This window comes from Streptococcus mitis (assembly GCF_003942775.1).
Lineage (GTDB): Bacteria > Bacillota > Bacilli > Lactobacillales > Streptococcaceae > Streptococcus > Streptococcus mitis_CN.
Genome location: NZ_RJNX01000002.1, coordinates 102,288 through 119,621 on the forward strand (window position 1 = coordinate 102,288; position 17,334 = coordinate 119,621).

Here is a 17,334-nt window from a genome sequence, read left to right on the forward strand (position 1 = left end):
AGAAAAATGACTATCATTTGTGTATGTATTTTCTGTCTCAAAAGCTATATACTGAAAATGAAACTTGTTTGAAAGAGGATACTGCACGATGATTTATTCAAAAGAAATTGTTAGAGAATGGCTAGATGAAGTGGCAGAGCGGGCTAAGGACCATCCAGAGTGGGTGGATGTTTTCGAGCGTTGCTACACAGACACCTTGGACAATACGGTTGAAATCTTAGAAGACGGTTCAACTTTTGTCTTGACTGGGGATATTCCTGCCATGTGGCTTCGAGATTCGACAGCCCAACTCAGACCCTACCTGCATGTAGCTAAAAGAGATGCCCTCCTGCGTCAGACCATTGCAGGTTTGGTCAAACGTCAGATGACCTTGGTACTCAAGGATCCTTATGCCAATTCCTTTAACATTGAGGAGAACTGGAAGGGTCACCATGAGACTGACCACACAGACCTTAACGGCTGGATTTGGGAACGCAAGTACGAGGTAGACTCGCTTTGCTATCCTTTGCAGTTGGCTTATCTCCTCTGGAAAGAGACTGGCGAGACTAGCCAGTTTGATGAGACTTTTGTCTCAGCGACTAATGAAATTCTCCATCTATGGACAGTTGAACAAGACCACAAGAACTCTCCTTATCGTTTTGTTCGTGATACCGATCGTAAGGAAGACACCTTGGTAAATGATGGCTTTGGACCTGATTTTGCAGTGACAGGTATGACTTGGTCAGCCTTTCGTCCGAGTGATGATTGCTGTCAGTATAGTTACTTGATTCCGTCAAATATGTTTGCTGTAGTAGTCTTGGGTTATGTGCAAGAAATCTTTGCAGAATTGAATCTAGTTGATAGCGAGAGTGTTATTGCTGATGCTAAGCGTCTTCAGGATGAAATCCAAGAAGGAATTGAAAACTACGCCTACACAAGCAACAGCAAGGGCGAAAAGATTTATGCCTTTGAAGTGGATGGTTTGGGAAATGCTAGCATTATGGATGATCCAAACGTACCAAGTCTGCTGGCTGCACCTTATCTGGGTTACTGCGATGTCAACGATGAAGTGTATCAATCAACTCGTCGTACCATTCTGAGCCCTGAAAATCCCTACTTCTACCAAGGAGAATACGCTAGTGGTCTCGGAAGTTCTCATACCTTCTATCGCTATATCTGGCCAATCGCCCTTTCTATCCAAGGTTTGACAACAAGAGATAAGGCAGAGAAAAAATTCTTGCTGGATCAGCTGGTTGCTTGCGATGGTGGTACAGGTGTTATGCACGAAAGCTTCCACGTGGATGACCCAACTCTCTACTCTCGTGAATGGTTCTCTTGGGCTAACATGATGTTCTGTGAATTGGTCTTGGATTACTTGGATATCCGCTAAGGAGTTCACTTTAGCTTCACTGATTCTTGTCAGAATCACAAATTTACATTTAAAACGTTAACAATAAAAATTTAAATTTAGAATGAGGTTTTACTTCATGGAAAATGTTGTCGTACATATTATCTCACATAGTCACTGGGACCGTGAGTGGTACTTGCCTTTTGAAAGCCACCGTATGCAGTTGGTGGAATTATTTGACAATCTCTTTGATCTCTTTGAAAATGACCCTGAGTTCAAGAGCTTCCATTTGGATGGTCAAACCATTGTCCTTGATGACTACTTGGAGATTCGCCCTGAAAATCGCGACAAAGTCCAACGATACATCGACCAAGGCAAACTTAAAATTGGTCCTTTTTACATCTTGCAGGATGATTACTTGATTTCAAGTGAAGCCAATGTCCGCAATACTCTTATTGGTCAGCAAGAAACTGCAAAATGGGGCAAATCAACCCAGATTGGTTACTTCCCAGATACCTTTGGAAATATGGGGCAAGCGCCTCAGATCCTTCAAAAATCAGGCATTCATGTGGCCGCTTTTGGGCGTGGTGTGAAGCCGATTGGATTTGATAACCAAGTCCTCGAAGATGAGCAGTTTACTTCTCAATTTTCAGAAATGTACTGGCAGGGCGCGGATGGTAGCCGTGTCCTCGGTATCCTCTTTGCCAACTGGTACAGTAATGGGAATGAAATTCCAGTTGATAAAGACGAGGCCTTGACCTTCTGGAAACAAAAACTGGCAGATGTGCGCGACTATGCTTCGACCAACCAGTGGTTGATGATGAACGGCTGTGACCACCAGCCTGTTCAGAAAAATTTGAGTGAAGCCATTCGTGTGGCAAATGAACTCTTCCCAGATGTAACCTTTGTTCATAGTTCTTTTGATGAATATGTCCAAGCCGTGGAAAGTGCCCTACCAGAGCAGTTATCAACGGTTATAGGTGAGTTGACCAGTCAGGAAACAGACGGCTGGTACACACTTGCCAACACTTCTTCATCTCGTATTTATCTCAAACAAGCCTTCCAAGAAAATAGCAACCTCCTAGAGCAAGTTGTAGAACCCTTGACGATTATCACTGGCGGTCATAACCACAAGGACCAGTTGACCTATGCTTGGAAAACTCTTTTGCAAAATGCGCCGCATGATAGTATTTGTGGTTGTAGCGTGGACGAAGTTCATCGTGAGATGGAAACTCGTTTTGCCAAGGTTAATCAAGTCGGAAACTTTGTTAAGAGCAATCTTCTTAACGAGTGGAAGGGTAAAATTGCTACGGCTAAGGCTCAAAGTGACTATCTCTTTACTGTCATTAACACAGGCTTGCATGATAAGGTTAATACTGTCAGCACAGTGATTGATGTAGCGACTTGTGATTTCAAGGAATTGCACCCAACAGAAGGTTACAAGAAGATGGCTGCTCTTACCTTGCCAAGTTACCATGTGGAGGATTTGGATGGTCGTCCTGTAGAGGCTAAAATCGAAGACCTTGGGGCTAATTTTGAGTACGATTTACCAAAAGACAAGTTCCGCCAAGCTCGTATTGCTCGCCAAGTGCGCGTGACCATTCCAGTTCACCTAGCGCCACTTTCTTGGACAACCTTCCAATTGCTGGAAGGAGAGCAAGCACACCGTGAGGGTATTTACCAAAACGGAGTGATTGATACACCATTCGTAACGGTGAGTGTAGATGACAATATCACAGTTTATGATAAGACAACTCACGAAGCCTATGAAGACTTTATCCGCTTCGAAGACCGTGGTGACATCGGAAACGAGTATATCTATTTCCAACCAAAAGGAACAGAGCCAATCTATGCAGAGCTTAAGGGCTACGAGGTCTTGGAAAACACAGCTCGCTACGCTAAGATTTTGCTCAAACATGAATTGACCGTGCCTGTCAGTGCGGATGAAAAGCTAGAAGAAGAGCAAAAAGGCATCATCGAGTTTATGAAGCGTGAGGCTGGACGTTCAGAAGAGTTGACAAGTATTCCTCTGGAAACTGAGCTGACTGTCTTTGTTGACAACCCACAAATTCGTTGCAAGACTCGCTTTACCAACACTGCCAAAGACCACCGTATCCGTCTCTTGGTCAAGACTCACAACACGCGTCCAAGCAATGATTCTGAAAGCATCTATGAGGTGGTGACACGACCAAACAAACCAGCAGCTTCATGGGAAAATCCTGAAAATCCTCAACACCAACAAGCCTTTGTTAGTCTGTATGACGATGAAAAAGGAGTGACGGTAGCCAATAAGGGATTGAATGAATACGAAATCCTTGGAGACGACACTATTGCAGTGACTATTTTGCGTGCATCAGGTGAGCTAGGTGACTGGGGTTACTTCCCAACACCAGAAGCTCAATGCTTGCGTGAGTTTGAAGTCGAGTTTGCGCTTGAATGCCACCAAGCTCAAGAACGCTTCTCAGCCTATCGTCGTGCTAAAGCCTTGCAGACACCATTTACTAGCCTTCAGATTGCTAAACAAGAAGGAAGCGTGGCTGCGACTGGTAGCCTCTTGAACCATTTTGTTCTCAGCATACCGCAAATCTGTCCAACAGCCTTTAAGGTAGCTGAAAATGGAGAAGGCTATGTGCTTCGTTACTACAATATGTGTAGTGAAAATGTGCGTGTACCGGAAAGTCAACATCTCTTCCTTGACCTACTTGAACGACCATACCCCGTTCATAGAGGCCTCATTTCACCACAAGAGATTCGTACAGAATTTATCAAAAAAGAAGAAATTTAATTTCAAAAAGTAAACATAAAGAGAAAGGAGGGGCGAAAAAGTAAGAACTAACTGCTGATTCGCCCCTTTTATGGTAAAAACAATGACCATTGCAACGATTGATATCGGAGGGACTGGGATTAAGTTTGCCAGTCTGACTCCTGATGGGAAAATACTGAATAAGACAAGCATTCCAACGCCTGAAAGTTTGGAGGATTTACTAGCTTGGTTAGACCAGCGCTTGTCAGAGCAGGATTACAGTGGGATTGCTTTGAGCGTTCCAGGCGCGGTCAATCAAGAAACAGGTGTGATTGATGGTTTCAGTGCCGTGCCCTACATCCACGGATTTTCTTGGTATGAGGCGCTTGCTCATCATCAGCTACCTGTCCATCTAGAAAATGATGCCAACTGTGTTGGACTCAGTGAATTACTAGCACATCCAGAGATTGAAAATGCAGCCTGTGTCGTGATTGGGACAGGGATTGGCGGAGCCATGATTATCAATGGTAGACTTCATCGAGGTCGCCACGGCCTGGGTGGAGAATTTGGCTACATGACCACCCTTGCCCCTGCTGAAAAGCTCAACAACTGGTCGCAACTAGCGTCAACTGGGAATATGGTACGCTACGTGATTGAAAAATCTGGTCAGACTGATTGGGACGGTCGCAAGATTTACCAAGAGGCCGAAGCAGGAAATGCCCTTTGTCAAGAAGCCATTGAGCGCATGAACCGCAATCTGGCGCAAGGCTTGCTCAATATCCAATATCTCATCGACCCAGATGTCATCAGTCTGGGAGGCTCTATCAGTCAAAATCCAGATTTTATTCAAGGTGTCAAGAAGGCTGTTGATAACTTTGTCGATACCTACGAAGAATACACGGTCGCACCAGTTATCCAAGCTTGCACCTATCATGCAGATGCCAATCTCTACGGAGCCCTTGTCAACTGGCTACAGGAGGAAAATCAATGGTAAGATTTACAGGACTTAGTTCCAAACAAACTCAGGCAATTGACTTGCTGATAAAGCACATTCCGCTACCAGAGGTAGAGGTAGCTATCGCTCAATCTGACCAAGCTTCTATCTCTATCAAGGGTGAGGGTGGCCACTATCAATTGACCTACCGCAAACCCCACCAACTTTATCGTGCCTTGTCCTTGTTGGCAACAGCTCTAGTAGAAGGTGATAAAGTAGAGATTGAAGAGAAGGCGGCTTATGAAGATTTAGCCTACATGGCTGACTGTTCGCGCAATGCGGTGCTGAATGTGGCTGCTGCCAAGCAGATGATTGAGGTCTTGGCTCTCATGGGCTACTCAACCTTTGAGCTCTACATGGAAGACACCTACCAAATTGAAGGGCAGCCTTACTTTGGCTATTTCCGTGGAGCCTACTCCGCTGAGGAGTTGCAGGAAATTGAAGCCTATGCCCAGCAGTTTGACATGACCTTTGTGCCCTGCATCCAGACCTTGGCCCACTTGTCAGCCTTTGTCAAATGGGGTGTCAAAGAAGTCCAGGAGCTCCGTGATGTGGAGGATATTCTTCTCATCGGCGAAGAAAAGGTTTATGACCTGATTGATGGCATGTTTGCTACCCTATCTAAACTGAAGACTCGCAAGGTCAATATTGGGATGGACGAAGCCCACTTGGTTGGTTTGGGACGCTACTTGATTCTGAACGGTGTTGTGGATCGTAGTCTCCTCATGTGCCAACACTTGGAGCGCGTGCTAGATATTGCTGACAAATATGGTTTCCACTGCCAGATGTGGAGCGATATGTTCTTTAAACTTATGTCAGCAGATGGCCAGTACGACCGTGATGTGGAAATTCCAGAAGAAACTCGTGTCTACCTAGACCGTCTCAAAGACCGAGTGACTTTGGTTTACTGGGACTATTATCAGGATAGCGAGGAAAAATACAACCGTAACTTTAGTAACCACCACAAGATTAGTCATGACCTTGCCTTTGCGGGGGGTGCTTGGAAGTGGATTGGTTTCACACCCAACAACCATTTCAGCCGTCTCATCGCTCTTGAAGCCAATAAAGCCTGTCGTGCCAATGACATCAAAGAAGTCATCGTGACGGGTTGGGGGGACAATGGTGGTGAGACCGCTCAGTTTTCTATCCTACCAAGTTTGCAAATCTGGGCAGAACTCAGCTATCGCAATGACCTAGACCGACTGTCTGCTCATTTCCAGACCAATACAGGTCTATCGGTTGAAGATTTTATGCAGATTGACCTTGCCAACCTCTTGCCAGACTTGCCAGGCAATCTCAGTGGCATCAATCCCAACCGCTATGTCTTTTATCAGGATGTTCTCTGTCCGATCCTTGACCGACACATGACACCTGAACAGGACAAACCGCACTTCGCTCAGGCTGCTGAGACGCTTGCTAACATTAAAGAAAAAGCTGGCAACTATGCCTACCTCTTTGAAACTCAGGCCCAGTTGAACCAGATTTTAAGTAGCAAAGTGGATGTGGGACGACGCATTCGTCAGGCCTATCAAGTAAACGATAAGGAAAGCCTGCAAGAAATCGCAAGACAAGAATTACCAGAACTCAGAAGCCAAATTGAAGACTTCCATGCCCTCTTTAGCCACCAATGGCTGAAAGAAAACAAGGTCTTTGGTTTGGATACGGTCGATATCCGTATGGGCGGACTCTTGCAACGCATCAAACGCGCAGAAAGTCGCATCGAGGCTTATCTGGCAGGTCAGCTGGACCGTATCGATGAGCTAGAAGTGGAAATCCTGCCATTTACTGACTTTTACACAGATAAGGACTTCGCAGCCACAACAGCCAACCAGTGGCATACTATTGCGACAGCTTCAACGATTTACACGACATAAAAAACAAGAACACCTTGCATTGGGCAGAGTGTTTCTCGTGAAACATCCCTTTCTTAAAAAAGTACTCCACATAAAATAATTTGTGGAGTTTTTTCTATAATTAGTAGTTTAACCTAACCTTCAAATAGGAGTATACTAATAATGTAATCGTTATCAAAAGTCTAAAAAGGAATTTTTAGATGGATATCAAAATAAAAAAGGGAGGAAATTATGAATAAGTTTTCAAAAACCTTGAGAGACAACTGGATCTTTCTCTTGATGGTTTTGCCAGGGGCACTCTGGTTGATTCTATTCTTCTACATTCCAGTATTTGGGAACGTGGTTGCCTTTAAAGACTACCACATGACCAGTAATGGATTTATAGATAGTATCGTGAATAGTAAATGGGTCGGACTCGATAATTTCAGATTCTTGTTTAGTTCAAAAGACGCCTTTATCATCACACGAAATACTGTCCTATACAATCTTGGCTTTATCTTTATTGGTTTGATTGTATCTGTAGGGATTGCGATTATCCTCAGTGAACTCCGTTCTAAGAGAATGGTTAAGATCTTCCAAACTTCCATGTTGTTCCCTTACTTCTTGTCTTGGGTTATCATCAGTTTCTTTACAGATGCCTTCCTAAACATCGATAAAGGTGTGTTCAACCATTTCCTAGAATCTATCGGAATGAAGGAAATCAATTTCTACGCTGATTTGGGTATCTGGCCATATCTCCTACTTTTCCTAGGTATTTGGAAAGGCTTTGGATATAGCAGTGTCATGTACTATGCGACAATCATGGGAATTGATCCAACCTACTACGAAGCAGCAACAGTGGACGGGGCCAGCAAATGGCAACGTATTCGAAATGTAACCATTCCGCAGTTGACACCATTGGTAACCGTATTGACCATCCTTGCAGTCGGAAATATCTTCCGTGCAGACTTTGGTCTCTTCTACCAGATCCCCCACAATGCTGGTCAGCTTTATAACGTAACCAACGTCTTGGACGTATATGTTTATAATGGTTTGACTCAGACAGCGGATATCGGGATGGCTTCAGCGGCAGGTCTCTATCAATCAGTCGTCGGCTTGATTCTGGTTATCCTATCAAACTTACTTGCAAGACGAGTTGATCCAAACTCAGCTTTGTTCTAGAAAGGAGGAGAATATGGCAGAAAAGAAAATTAAAAAAGAAAAAATTGATAATGTCGGCATTCACTCCTTCAGTAAGAAAGCAGATATCTTCTTCAGTACCATTTCTGGTTTGATTGCCCTCTCTTGTATCCTACCCTTCATATTTGTTATTGTTATCTCTGTGACAGATGAAAAGAGTATCCTCCAAAATGGATATAGCTTCTTCCCATCCCAATTTGGATTAGACGGTTTTGAGTTCTTGGCACAATTTAAGGATAAAATTCTCCAAGCCCTCTTCATCTCAGTTTTTGTAACAGTGGTGGGGACTATCACAAACGTTTTTATCACAACAACTTATGCCTACGCCATCTCACGGACAACCTTTAAGTATCGCAGATTCTTTACGATTTTTGCCCTTCTTAGTATGTTGTTCAACGCTGGTTTGGTACCAGGCTATATCGTGGTAACTCGTTTACTTCAACTTGGTGATACAGTTTGGGCCTTGATTGTTCCAATGCTTCTCTCTCCATTTAACATCATCTTGATGCGTTCCTTCTTTAAGAAGACTATCCCAGAAGCCATTCTTGAATCCGCTCGTATCGATGGTGCCAGTGAAGCCCGAATCTTCTTCCAAATCTGTTTGCCATTGTCACTTCCAGGTATCGCAACCATCACGCTCTTGACAGCTCTTGGTTTCTGGAACGACTGGTTCAACGCCCTCCTCTATATCAAGAGTGACAACTTGTATCCATTGCAATATTTGCTCATGCAAATCCAACAAAATATGGACTATATCGCCAAAGCAGTCGGCCTATCTGGTCAATTGGGAGTTGCTCTACCGAAAGAAACAGGACGTATGGCCATGGTTGTGGTCGCAACCCTTCCAATCGCGATTTTGTATCCATTCTTCCAACGCTACTTTGTAAAAGGTTTGACTATCGGTGGCGTGAAAGAATAGTGCTTGTTGAGAAAAATCATTTCTCATTTCCAAACTTCCCTTGCGTGAAGTTAAGATCATTACATTGTTTATAAGTTTAAAAATAAAAAAAGGAGTTTTTATCATGAAAAACTGGAAAAAATATGCTTTTGCATCTGCTAGTGTAGTCGCTTTGGCTGCTGGTCTCGCTGCTTGTGGAAACCTTTCAGGTAACAAGAAAGCTGCTGACTCAGCTTCAGGTGAAAAAACTGTTATCAAAATGTACCAAATCGGTGACAAACCAGATAACTTAGATGAATTGCTAGAAAATGCCAACAAAATCATCGGTGAAAAAGTTGGTGCTAAATTGGATATCCAATATCTTGGATGGGGTGACTATGATAAGAAAATGTCAGTTATCACATCATCTGGTGAAAACTATGATATCGCCTTTGCATCTAACTATGTCGTAAATGCTCAAAAAGGTGCTTATGCAGACCTAACTGACTTGTACAAGAAAGAAGGGGCAGAACTTTACAAAGCACTTGACCCAGCTTACATCAAGGGTAACAGCATTAACGGTAAAATTTACGCAGTTCCAGTTGCAGCCAACGTTGCATCATCTCAAAACTTCGCCTTTAACGGAACTCTTCTTGCTAAATACGGTATTGATATTTCAGGTGTCACTTCATATGAAACACTTGAACCAGTCTTGAAACAAATCAAAGAAAAAGCTCCAGATGTAGTGCCATTTGCGGTTACTAAGAACTTCATCCCATCTGATAACTTTGACTACCCAGTTCCAAATGGACTTCCATTCGTTATCGACCTTGAAGGGGACACTACTAAGATCGTAAACCGTTACGAAGTGCCTCGCTTTAAAGAACACTTGAAGACTCTTCACAAATTCTATGAAGCTGGATACATTCCAAAAGACGTAGCAACAAGCGATACTTCATTTGACCTTCAACAAGATACTTGGTTCGTTCGTGAAGAAACAGTAGGACCAGCTGACTACGGTAACAGCTTGCTTTCACGTGTTGCAAACAAAGACATCCAAATCAAACCAATCACTAACTTCATCAAGAAAAACCAAACAACACAAGTTGCTAACTTTGTAATCTCAAACAACTCTAAGAACAAAGAAAAATCAATGGAAGTGTTGAACCTCTTGAACACTAACCCAGAACTCTTGAATGGTCTTGTTTATGGTCCAGAAGGCAAGAACTGGGAAAAAATTCCAGGTAAAGAAAACCGTGTTAAAGTCCTTGATGGCTACAAAGGAAACACTCACATGGGTGGATGGAACACTGGTAACAACTGGATCCTTTACATCAACGAAAACGTTACAGACCAACAAATCGAAGATTCTAAGAAACAATTGGCTGAAGCTAAAGAATCTCCAGCACTTGGATTCATCTTTAACACTGACAATGTGAAATCTGAAATCTCAGCAATCTCTAACACAATGCAACAATTCGATACAGCTATCAACACTGGTACTGTAGACCCAGATAAAGCTATTCCAGAATTGATGGAAAAATTGAAATCTGAAGGTGCCTACGAAAAAGTATTGAACGAAATGCAAAAACAATACGATGAATTCTTGAAAAACAAAAAATCATAAGATCAATTGATTTCGTGTATTCATTCCTAATTCCTAAAAATTAAATCACTGTTTTCCTCAGGCTTGTCTGGGGAAGGCAGTGATTTTTTGAAATGAGAGCATAGATATCCGTGTTTTCTTATCATTATTTAACCATTCAGGAAATCTCAAGTACCATTTAGGATTTGGAGTAAGGATTTAGGAAAATATAGCTTATATTAGAGATGTATCGAGTTTACAAAGGAGAGTTCATATGAAGAAGTATCAACTTCTATTCAAAATAAGTGTAGTCTTGTCTTACTTATTTTTCGTATTTGGTCTTTCTCAGCTGACGCTTATTGTTCAAAATTATTGGCAATTTTCTTCCCAGATTGGCAATTTCGTCTGGATTCAAAATCTCTTGAGTTTGCTATTTAGCGGAGTCATGATTTGGATTCTGTTTAAGACAGGCCATGGTTATCTCTTTCGCATTCCAAGAAAAAAATGGCTTTGGTATTCGATTTTGACAGTATTAGTGGTAGTGCTCCAGATCTCTTTTAACGTTCAGACAGCTAAACATGTTCAGTCAACTGCTGAAGGTTGGGCTGTATTGATCGGTTATAGTGGGACCAACTTTGCTGAGCTAGGTATCTATATAACTTTGTTCTTTCTGACTCCACTTATGGAAGAGCTAATCTATAGAGGATTACTGCAACACGCCTTTTTTAAGCATTCGAGATTTGGCCTTGATTTGCTTCTTCCGTCAATTTTATTTGCTCTTCCTCATTTTTCAAGCCTGCCTAGTTTGTTAGATATCTTCGTCTTTGCAACATCTGGCATCATCTTTGCTAGTTTGACCCGCTATACCAAGAGCATTTATCCTTCCTATGCGGTGCATATGATGAATAATATTTTCGCGACATTACCATTTTTGCTGACTTTTTTACATAGGGTGTTTGGGTAAAATACTGACAGACGAGTTAGGGATTATAGTTTTTTCAATTTATAAGCGAGTTTCAGGAGGTAAATGAGTATGACACCATTAAAATGGTTCGCTGGAGGAAGCGAAAGACGTTGTGAAGCCATGACTATCATAGATCACCTACTGGAAGGTATAAACAATACGCCTCAACTTGCTCCTTTGAAAAATCTGTTAGTGAGTTATAAAAGACGATTAGAGGACGATGGGACCTCTACTCCATTTATTTTGAGTCAAATGAATGTTGACATCTCACGTATGTTAATTGACAATAAGCTGATTCTGTCAGAAAGTCAAGCTGAGGAGATCAAAAAATTGAGAGAATTATCTGCTATTCGTTATGGTTACTGATGAAATGCAGGGATAAATCCCTTTTTACAATTTCCAGTCAAATAAATTGCATTCGTTTTCTTAAGCAGGTATACTAGTATAGTTAGATGAAAAATTCTGAAAATTTAAGAATAGAAAAGAGAACAAATCTTATGGCAAAAGATATTCGTGTCTTACTTTACTACCTTTATACTCCAATTGAAAATGCAGAGCAATTTGCTGCAGACCACTTGGCTTTCTGTAAATCAATCGGCCTTAAAGGCCGTATCCTAGTCGCTGACGAGGGAATTAACGGAACAGTTTCAGGGGATTATGAGACAACTCAAAAATACATGGACTACGTTCACAGCCTCCCAGGCATGGAAGACCTCTGGTTCAAGATTGACGAAGAAAGTGAACAAGCCTTCAAGAAGATGTTTGTTCGCTACAAGAAAGAGATTGTCCACCTTGGTTTGGAAGACAACGACTTTGACAACGACATCAACCCACTTGAAACAACAGGTGCCTACTTGTCTCCAAAAGAGTTCAAAGAAGCCCTTCTTGACGAAGATACCGTTGTCCTTGACACACGTAACGATTATGAGTATGACCTAGGACATTTCCGTGGGGCTATCCGCCCAGATATCCGCAACTTCCGTGAGTTGCCACAGTGGGTTCGTGATAACAAGGAAAAATTCATGGACAAGCGTGTCGTAGTTTACTGTACAGGTGGCGTTCGCTGTGAGAAATTCTCAGGCTGGATGGTCCGTGAAGGTTACAAAGATGTTGGTCAATTGCACGGAGGAATCGCAACTTACGGTAAAGATCCAGAAGTCCAAGGCGAACTTTGGGATGGAAAAATGTACGTCTTTGACGAGCGTATTGCCGTAGATGTTAACCATGTCAACCCAACCATCGTAGGAAAAGACTGGTTTGATGGAACACCATGTGAACGTTATGTCAACTGTGGAAATCCATTCTGTAACCGTCGTATCTTGACATCAGAAGAAAATGAAGACAAGTACCTTCGTGGATGCTCACACGAGTGCCGTGTTCACCCACGTAACCGCTATGTTTCAGAAAATGAATTGACACAAGCTGAAGTGATCGAGCGCCTAGCCGCTATCGGTGAAAGCTTGGATCAAGCAGCTACTGTATAAGATTAAACAGTCCTTAGGGGCTGTTTTTCTATGCTTTTTACTCAAAAATTAATACTCAATGAAAATCAAAGAGCAAACTAGGAAGCTAGCCGCAGGCTGTACTTGAGTACGGCAAGGCGAAGCTGACGCGGTTTGAATTTGATTTTCGAAGAGTATAAAGTTTGTTTTTGTATCTTTCAGAAAAATAAGGTATACTATATGTAAACGATTTCAAAGGAGTCCAGTTATGACGAAAACATTTTTTATTCCAAATAAACAGAGCATTTTAGGAGAACAGGAAATTTTGACTGCCAAGTCTATCCTGGCCTTGCTAGATGGTTTGGAGTCGCATAGTTATGATACCGTCTATCTCCGTCAGCCACTTAATCGTCTCGAGTATATCGAGTGTGCGATAGTGGGGCAATCACAATTTCTCTTTAAAGTTAGTTATGATGATGGTCAAAAGGCTTATCGTGTTGATCTTCCTGACCTACTCACAAAGACAGACTGGGAGATTATCAAATCATTTTTAGATGCTCTGCTTGCTTACACAGGAACGGAGATTGATGGACTCGATGGTTTTGACTTTGAAGCTTATTTTCAAGCAAGCATTCAAGCTCATCTGGCTGATAGTGCAGCCCGTTTTACGATTTGCCGAGGAATTTTTAACCCTGTTTTCTTTGGTCATGAGGACTTGAAAAGCTTTTTAGAGGAAGATGGCTTGGCTCAGTTTGAAGCGCGTGTGCGTGCGGTTCAAGAGACAGACGCCTACTTTGCAAGAGTTTCCTTCTATCAGGATGGAGAAGGCCAAGTGCACGGTGTTTACCATCTGGCTCAAGGAGTCAAGACAGTATTACCGAGAGAACCATTTGTTCCTGCTGCCTATATTGAGCAATTGGTGGATAAGGAAGTGCAGTGGGAGATTGACTTGGTTCAAATCACAGGAGACGGCTCTAAACCAGAAGACTATGAAGCCATTGTCCGCTTAGACTATGCAAAATTCCTAGAGTCACTACCATCAGCATCTTACCACCAACTAGATGCCAATCAATTAGAAGTGCAACCCATCTTAGACAAAGATTTTAAAGCATTAGCACAAGAAAAGTAAAGCAGAAGCAGGTCAATCGACTTGCTTTTTTGATATAGAAAAATCCTGCCATGGAAGACAGGATTGCTACTCAATGAAAATCAAAGAGCAAACTAGGAAGCTAGCCGCAGGCTGTACTTGAGTACGGTAAGGCGAAGCTGACGTGGTTTGAATTTGATTTTCGAAGAGTATGAAGTTTAAAGAAAGGCCAAGATACGAAGATAATCCCCAATCAGTGCCACTTCAGCTACAAAGAAGAGGAGGATAATAACTCCGTTCACAAGGACAGACAAGAATAACTGATAGAAGGAGTCGGTTTCACTTGCTTGACTTGGTCTTGTAATGATATGGAGACTAGCAAGCAGAATGATCCCAATGCTAATCACACACAAAAGGGCTGTAAATCGTAGGCTATCAAAGAAGGCAAAGAAACTAGCAATAGCAGTGAGGAAGATTGGAATTGCCAAGAGTTGACTATATTGTTGGACAACCTTTTCTAGCGTCCAGTCTTTTTCCTGGTGGATAAATCGTCTCACGACGAAACTACCCAAGAGGAATGAAAAGAAGAAGAGTGTTGTTGCTACTAGGATAGAGATAATCGAAAAGAGATTTAATGAAGCAAATTGTTCAGGGAAGTGATTATGCATAGTTGCTATATGTCCATAGTAAGCATGTTTGATGTGGTAGATACTAAAGAAAAAGGAAGATGCAGAAAACAGAATGAGTAAGAGAAAGGCTGTGTAACTGTGTGTGCTACTTGTTTCAAGCTTGCTTGTTGGAGATTTGAGAGCTTCCACTAGCCAAGACCAAAAATCAAGCACTTGTTCTTTCCATTTATCCGTAGATTTTGGAGTTTGGTCGGGGATATAGGGACTTTCTAAGGATTGACTGATAAGAAGAGGCTCTTTCAAGATTGTTTTTTGCTGAGGAAGTGCTTCTTGGCTCTCTTCAGCTATAGTGACTTTTTCTGTTTCTTTAGAAAGGTCTTGCTCTTCCTCAGTAGAATCTAATGCTTTCTTTTCTTCTATTTCTGTTCTCGATTCACTGTCTTCAGGAGCTTCAATTTTCTCTTCTTGCTGGCTTTCTAGTTCGACTGCAACTTGAGAGACTTCCTCTTCTAACTGAGTATTTTTTTCAATTGGTGTATCGAGATCGGCGATCGTTTCTTCAGCCTTGTCTGCAACATCTTGGGCTTGTTCATCAGGCTTGTTATTGCTTGTTGTTTTTACAAAATCATTACTTTCAAACCATTCTTGTTTCATGGTAGAACCTCCTTTTTAGTTATATAAATATGCTTCCATAGTAGCAGATGTAAGCGCTTTTGTCAACGTCTGTTTGGTATGGATATTAGCTCAATATCATTATCAGCTCTAGCAATGAGTTGATCCTTGGCTTCGGTTTTTTCAGTTTTGTAAGGGTTGCTTAATTCCGTACCTCTTGATTCAGGCTTTTCTCTTGTGAATTGGTGGATAGAACCATAGTTGCTTGAGATGTCCCAGTTAATTCGTTGGCTTTCTTTCTGGTCTAGGATGATTCTGAGATATTTTTTGGCAGTTAGTTCAACCTTACCATGGACTTGGATATTTTCAGCGTGGAAGTGCTTCTCTGTTGACTCTAGCTGACTATCTGTAAGGTCTGTATCAAAGATATTAACGATATTAGGGGTTGTGAGTTTACTGTTTTTGATACGACTTCCTTCAATTCGGAGGATATAGCTGTTTGTATTGAGGGTCGCATTTTCAAGGCTAGCATTAGTGATACTGGTTTGTCTGCGATTGGCTGAGATGTTGATTCCTTTTAGAGTTCTCCCTTTTGGCAGTCGGAGAATAACTTCTTCAAAACGACTAGAGTAGCTACTTGCGATATGAAGAATCCCGCCAATTCCAGAAGAGAGAAATGGAGTTTCAGACAGTTTCTTATCAGTGAGGCTTAGAGTTTTGTCGTTTTGATTTGTGACAAGATCATGGTTAGCAGAAATAGATGGATGGTAAGAAATGTGGATTTGATCATCGAAAGAGTCTGTGATGGTGAGCGCGTGTTCGTGGAGCGTGATCTCTAGGTTTTCGACTTCCTTGCCAAAGGTCAGCTCTTCCATCCGACTATCATAGACAGGTTCCTTGGACATGGCAAGTAGGCTCTTAATCCCGTCAGATTGGATACCTACAAAAAGCAGGATAAAGCCGATAACGGTAGTCACCACACCAAAGATGAGAAATCCTTTTGTCCATTTACGCATACTGGTCACCTCTCTTTCCTTTTTTAAGAACAAATTGCACCAAGCGAACAATGAGTAGACCGAAGAAACGAGCTACATAGGAAATACCTAGTAAAACCAGCGAAGAAGCACCGATGGCCAGTAAACCAGCACCAAAAATCAAGATAAAGGCTGATTTAGCTTGGGCTAGGACAGTGAAACTTTCAACTAAAAATAGGAATCCGCCGATGATACCAAGTATGGAAACCGCAAAGAAAGCCAGAATGACAGTCAAAGCTGCCACAAGGATTCCGAACAGGGCCACGAGGATGGCGATTCCCAGAGGAATACCGATGGGTGCTGCAAGGAGGGCTAACAAGGCGATATGCAAAATTTGTCGGTTATTCTTTTGAGCGGGTGCTTCATTGATTTTTTTATCGAGAAGATTAGAGAGAACTTCGTGGGCCGCTTCTTTGGGAGTTCCCAAGCTAGCGATAAGTTCTTCTTCTCCTTCGACTCCAGCATCGTCAAAGAGTTCCCTGAAATAGTCCATGGCTTCAATTTGGTCAGCCTGAGGCAGTTTTTTGAGATAGAGTTCTAGCTGAGTCAGGTATTCAGTTCTTGTCATGGCGGATACTCCCTTCTATGATGCCATTGATGGTGTCTGTATAAAGTGTCCATTCATCTTTTAGGGTCACGAGCTGCTCTATACCACCGTTTGTCAAGGAGTAGTATTTGCGCATGCGACCTTGGAACTCTCTAGAATAGGTTGTCAGAAAGCTATTGCCTTCTAATTTTTTGAGAATGGGATAGAGTGTGGATTCTTTGATATTAGCGATCAGCTTAATGGTTTGGCTAATCTCATAACCATAAGAATCATCCTGCTCCAGTACGGCCAAGATGAGAAATTCAATCAAGGCAGAGGATGTTGGAAAGTACATGGGGAACCTCCTTTTCTAATGTGTAAGATTTTTATATATAATTTTTCTACACATACATTGTACATCTAAAAGAAAGCCCTGTCAAGAGAAATGTGTAAAATTTTTATATATAAAAAACTTCTAGCCA

General features: G+C 42.0%; 15 protein-coding genes. 11 read left to right on the top strand and 4 right to left on the bottom strand.

Translation table 11 applies throughout. The features are described from left to right. Window positions 1-88: 88 nt before the first annotated feature. From D8848_RS02980 to D8848_RS03030, 11 genes are all read left to right on the top strand, one after another. Complete coding sequence (locus D8848_RS02980; RefSeq protein WP_125443262.1) at window positions 89-1,369, top strand: glycoside hydrolase family 125 protein; 1,281 nt, start codon at window positions 89-91, stop codon at window positions 1,367-1,369. A 97-nt stretch (window positions 1,370-1,466) separates the two neighbouring features. After that, window positions 1,467-4,112, top strand: coding sequence for an alpha-mannosidase (locus D8848_RS02985; protein ID WP_125443263.1), 2,646 nt, complete (start codon window positions 1,467-1,469; stop codon window positions 4,110-4,112). 82 nt (window positions 4,113-4,194) lie between these two features. Beyond that, window positions 4,195-5,064, top strand: a complete 870-nt coding sequence (locus tag D8848_RS02990) for an ROK family protein (protein ID WP_045612445.1) — start codon at window positions 4,195-4,197, stop codon at window positions 5,062-5,064. Further along, window positions 5,058-6,938 (top strand): beta-N-acetylhexosaminidase, encoded by a 1,881-nt coding sequence (locus D8848_RS02995; protein ID WP_045612444.1) that lies wholly within the window; start codon window positions 5,058-5,060, stop codon window positions 6,936-6,938. Before D8848_RS02990 ends, D8848_RS02995 begins: the two co-directional genes overlap by 7 nt. Window positions 6,939-7,148: 210 nt before the next feature. Further along, the gene (locus D8848_RS03000; RefSeq protein WP_001032152.1) at window positions 7,149-8,078 is read left to right on the top strand and encodes an ABC transporter permease; all 930 of its coding nucleotides are present in this window, start codon (window positions 7,149-7,151) and stop codon (window positions 8,076-8,078) included. Window positions 8,079-8,091: 13 nt separating this feature from the next. Then, entirely contained in the window at window positions 8,092-9,015 is a 924-nt protein-coding gene (locus tag D8848_RS03005; RefSeq protein WP_000818349.1) for a carbohydrate ABC transporter permease, read from the top strand. A 103-nt stretch (window positions 9,016-9,118) separates the two neighbouring features. After that, the gene (locus D8848_RS03010; RefSeq protein ID WP_125443264.1) at window positions 9,119-10,600 is read left to right on the top strand and encodes an ABC transporter substrate-binding protein; all 1,482 of its coding nucleotides are present in this window, start codon (window positions 9,119-9,121) and stop codon (window positions 10,598-10,600) included. Window positions 10,601-10,832: 232 nt separating this feature from the next. Further along, the gene (locus tag D8848_RS03015; RefSeq protein WP_125443265.1) at window positions 10,833-11,522 is read left to right on the top strand and encodes a CPBP family intramembrane glutamic endopeptidase; all 690 of its coding nucleotides are present in this window, start codon (window positions 10,833-10,835) and stop codon (window positions 11,520-11,522) included. Window positions 11,523-11,591: 69 nt separating this feature from the next. Next, a complete protein-coding gene (locus tag D8848_RS03020; protein WP_185756842.1) occupies window positions 11,592-11,888 on the top strand; it encodes a bacteriocin immunity protein in 297 nt (98 codons plus the stop codon). A 131-nt stretch (window positions 11,889-12,019) separates the two neighbouring features. Further along, on the top strand, window positions 12,020-13,006 hold the full coding sequence (gene trhO, locus D8848_RS03025; RefSeq protein ID WP_001030022.1) for an oxygen-dependent tRNA uridine(34) hydroxylase TrhO: 987 nt from the start codon (window positions 12,020-12,022) through the stop codon (window positions 13,004-13,006). 226 nt (window positions 13,007-13,232) lie between these two features. Next, entirely contained in the window at window positions 13,233-14,093 is an 861-nt protein-coding gene (locus tag D8848_RS03030; RefSeq protein WP_125443267.1) for a DUF4299 family protein, read from the top strand. Between the two features lie 176 nt (window positions 14,094-14,269). Here the strand turns inward: D8848_RS03030 and D8848_RS03040 are convergent, their stop codons facing one another. From D8848_RS03040 to D8848_RS03055, 4 genes are all read right to left on the bottom strand, one after another. Then, on the bottom strand, window positions 14,270-15,334 hold the full coding sequence (locus tag D8848_RS03040) for a DUF6574 domain-containing protein (RefSeq protein ID WP_125443268.1): 1,065 nt from the start codon (window positions 15,332-15,334) through the stop codon (window positions 14,270-14,272). Between the two features lie 62 nt (window positions 15,335-15,396). Continuing rightward, window positions 15,397-16,308 (bottom strand): DUF4097 domain-containing protein, encoded by a 912-nt coding sequence (locus D8848_RS03045; RefSeq protein WP_125443269.1) that lies wholly within the window; start codon window positions 16,306-16,308, stop codon window positions 15,397-15,399. Continuing rightward, window positions 16,301-16,894: a DUF1700 domain-containing protein gene (locus D8848_RS03050; RefSeq protein ID WP_125443270.1), complete on the bottom strand. Its 594-nt coding sequence runs from the start codon at window positions 16,892-16,894 to the stop codon at window positions 16,301-16,303. The genes D8848_RS03045 and D8848_RS03050 overlap by 8 nt, the downstream gene beginning before the upstream one ends. Beyond that, the gene (locus D8848_RS03055) at window positions 16,881-17,207 is read right to left on the bottom strand and encodes a PadR family transcriptional regulator (protein WP_000273859.1); all 327 of its coding nucleotides are present in this window, start codon (window positions 17,205-17,207) and stop codon (window positions 16,881-16,883) included. Before D8848_RS03055 ends, D8848_RS03050 begins: the two co-directional genes overlap by 14 nt. Window positions 17,208-17,334: the final 127 nt, after the last annotated feature.

What these genes read in the sequence shown, in the direction of transcription:
- D8848_RS03000 (WP_001032152.1), top strand. Translation starts at nt 7,149, where the DNA reads ATGAATAAGTTTTCAAAAACCTTGAGAGACAACTGGATCTTTCTCTTG.
- D8848_RS02985 (WP_125443263.1), top strand. Translation starts at nt 1,467, where the DNA reads ATGGAAAATGTTGTCGTACATATTATCTCACATAGTCACTGGGACCGT.
- D8848_RS03045 (WP_125443269.1), bottom strand. Translation starts at nt 16,308, where the DNA reads ATGCGTAAATGGACAAAAGGATTTCTCATCTTTGGTGTGGTGACTACC.
- D8848_RS03030 (WP_125443267.1), top strand. Translation starts at nt 13,233, where the DNA reads ATGACGAAAACATTTTTTATTCCAAATAAACAGAGCATTTTAGGAGAA.
- D8848_RS03050 (WP_125443270.1), bottom strand. Translation starts at nt 16,894, where the DNA reads ATGACAAGAACTGAATACCTGACTCAGCTAGAACTCTATCTCAAAAAA.
- D8848_RS03010 (WP_125443264.1), top strand. Translation starts at nt 9,119, where the DNA reads ATGAAAAACTGGAAAAAATATGCTTTTGCATCTGCTAGTGTAGTCGCT.
- D8848_RS03020 (WP_185756842.1), top strand. Translation starts at nt 11,592, where the DNA reads ATGACACCATTAAAATGGTTCGCTGGAGGAAGCGAAAGACGTTGTGAA.
- D8848_RS03015 (WP_125443265.1), top strand. Translation starts at nt 10,833, where the DNA reads ATGAAGAAGTATCAACTTCTATTCAAAATAAGTGTAGTCTTGTCTTAC.
- D8848_RS03040 (WP_125443268.1), bottom strand. Translation starts at nt 15,334, where the DNA reads ATGAAACAAGAATGGTTTGAAAGTAATGATTTTGTAAAAACAACAAGC.
- D8848_RS02980 (WP_125443262.1), top strand. Translation starts at nt 89, where the DNA reads ATGATTTATTCAAAAGAAATTGTTAGAGAATGGCTAGATGAAGTGGCA.
- D8848_RS02990 (WP_045612445.1), top strand. Translation starts at nt 4,195, where the DNA reads ATGACCATTGCAACGATTGATATCGGAGGGACTGGGATTAAGTTTGCC.
- D8848_RS02995 (WP_045612444.1), top strand. Translation starts at nt 5,058, where the DNA reads ATGGTAAGATTTACAGGACTTAGTTCCAAACAAACTCAGGCAATTGAC.
- D8848_RS03055 (WP_000273859.1), bottom strand. Translation starts at nt 17,207, where the DNA reads ATGTACTTTCCAACATCCTCTGCCTTGATTGAATTTCTCATCTTGGCC.
- D8848_RS03005 (WP_000818349.1), top strand. Translation starts at nt 8,092, where the DNA reads ATGGCAGAAAAGAAAATTAAAAAAGAAAAAATTGATAATGTCGGCATT.
- trhO (WP_001030022.1), top strand. Translation starts at nt 12,020, where the DNA reads ATGGCAAAAGATATTCGTGTCTTACTTTACTACCTTTATACTCCAATT.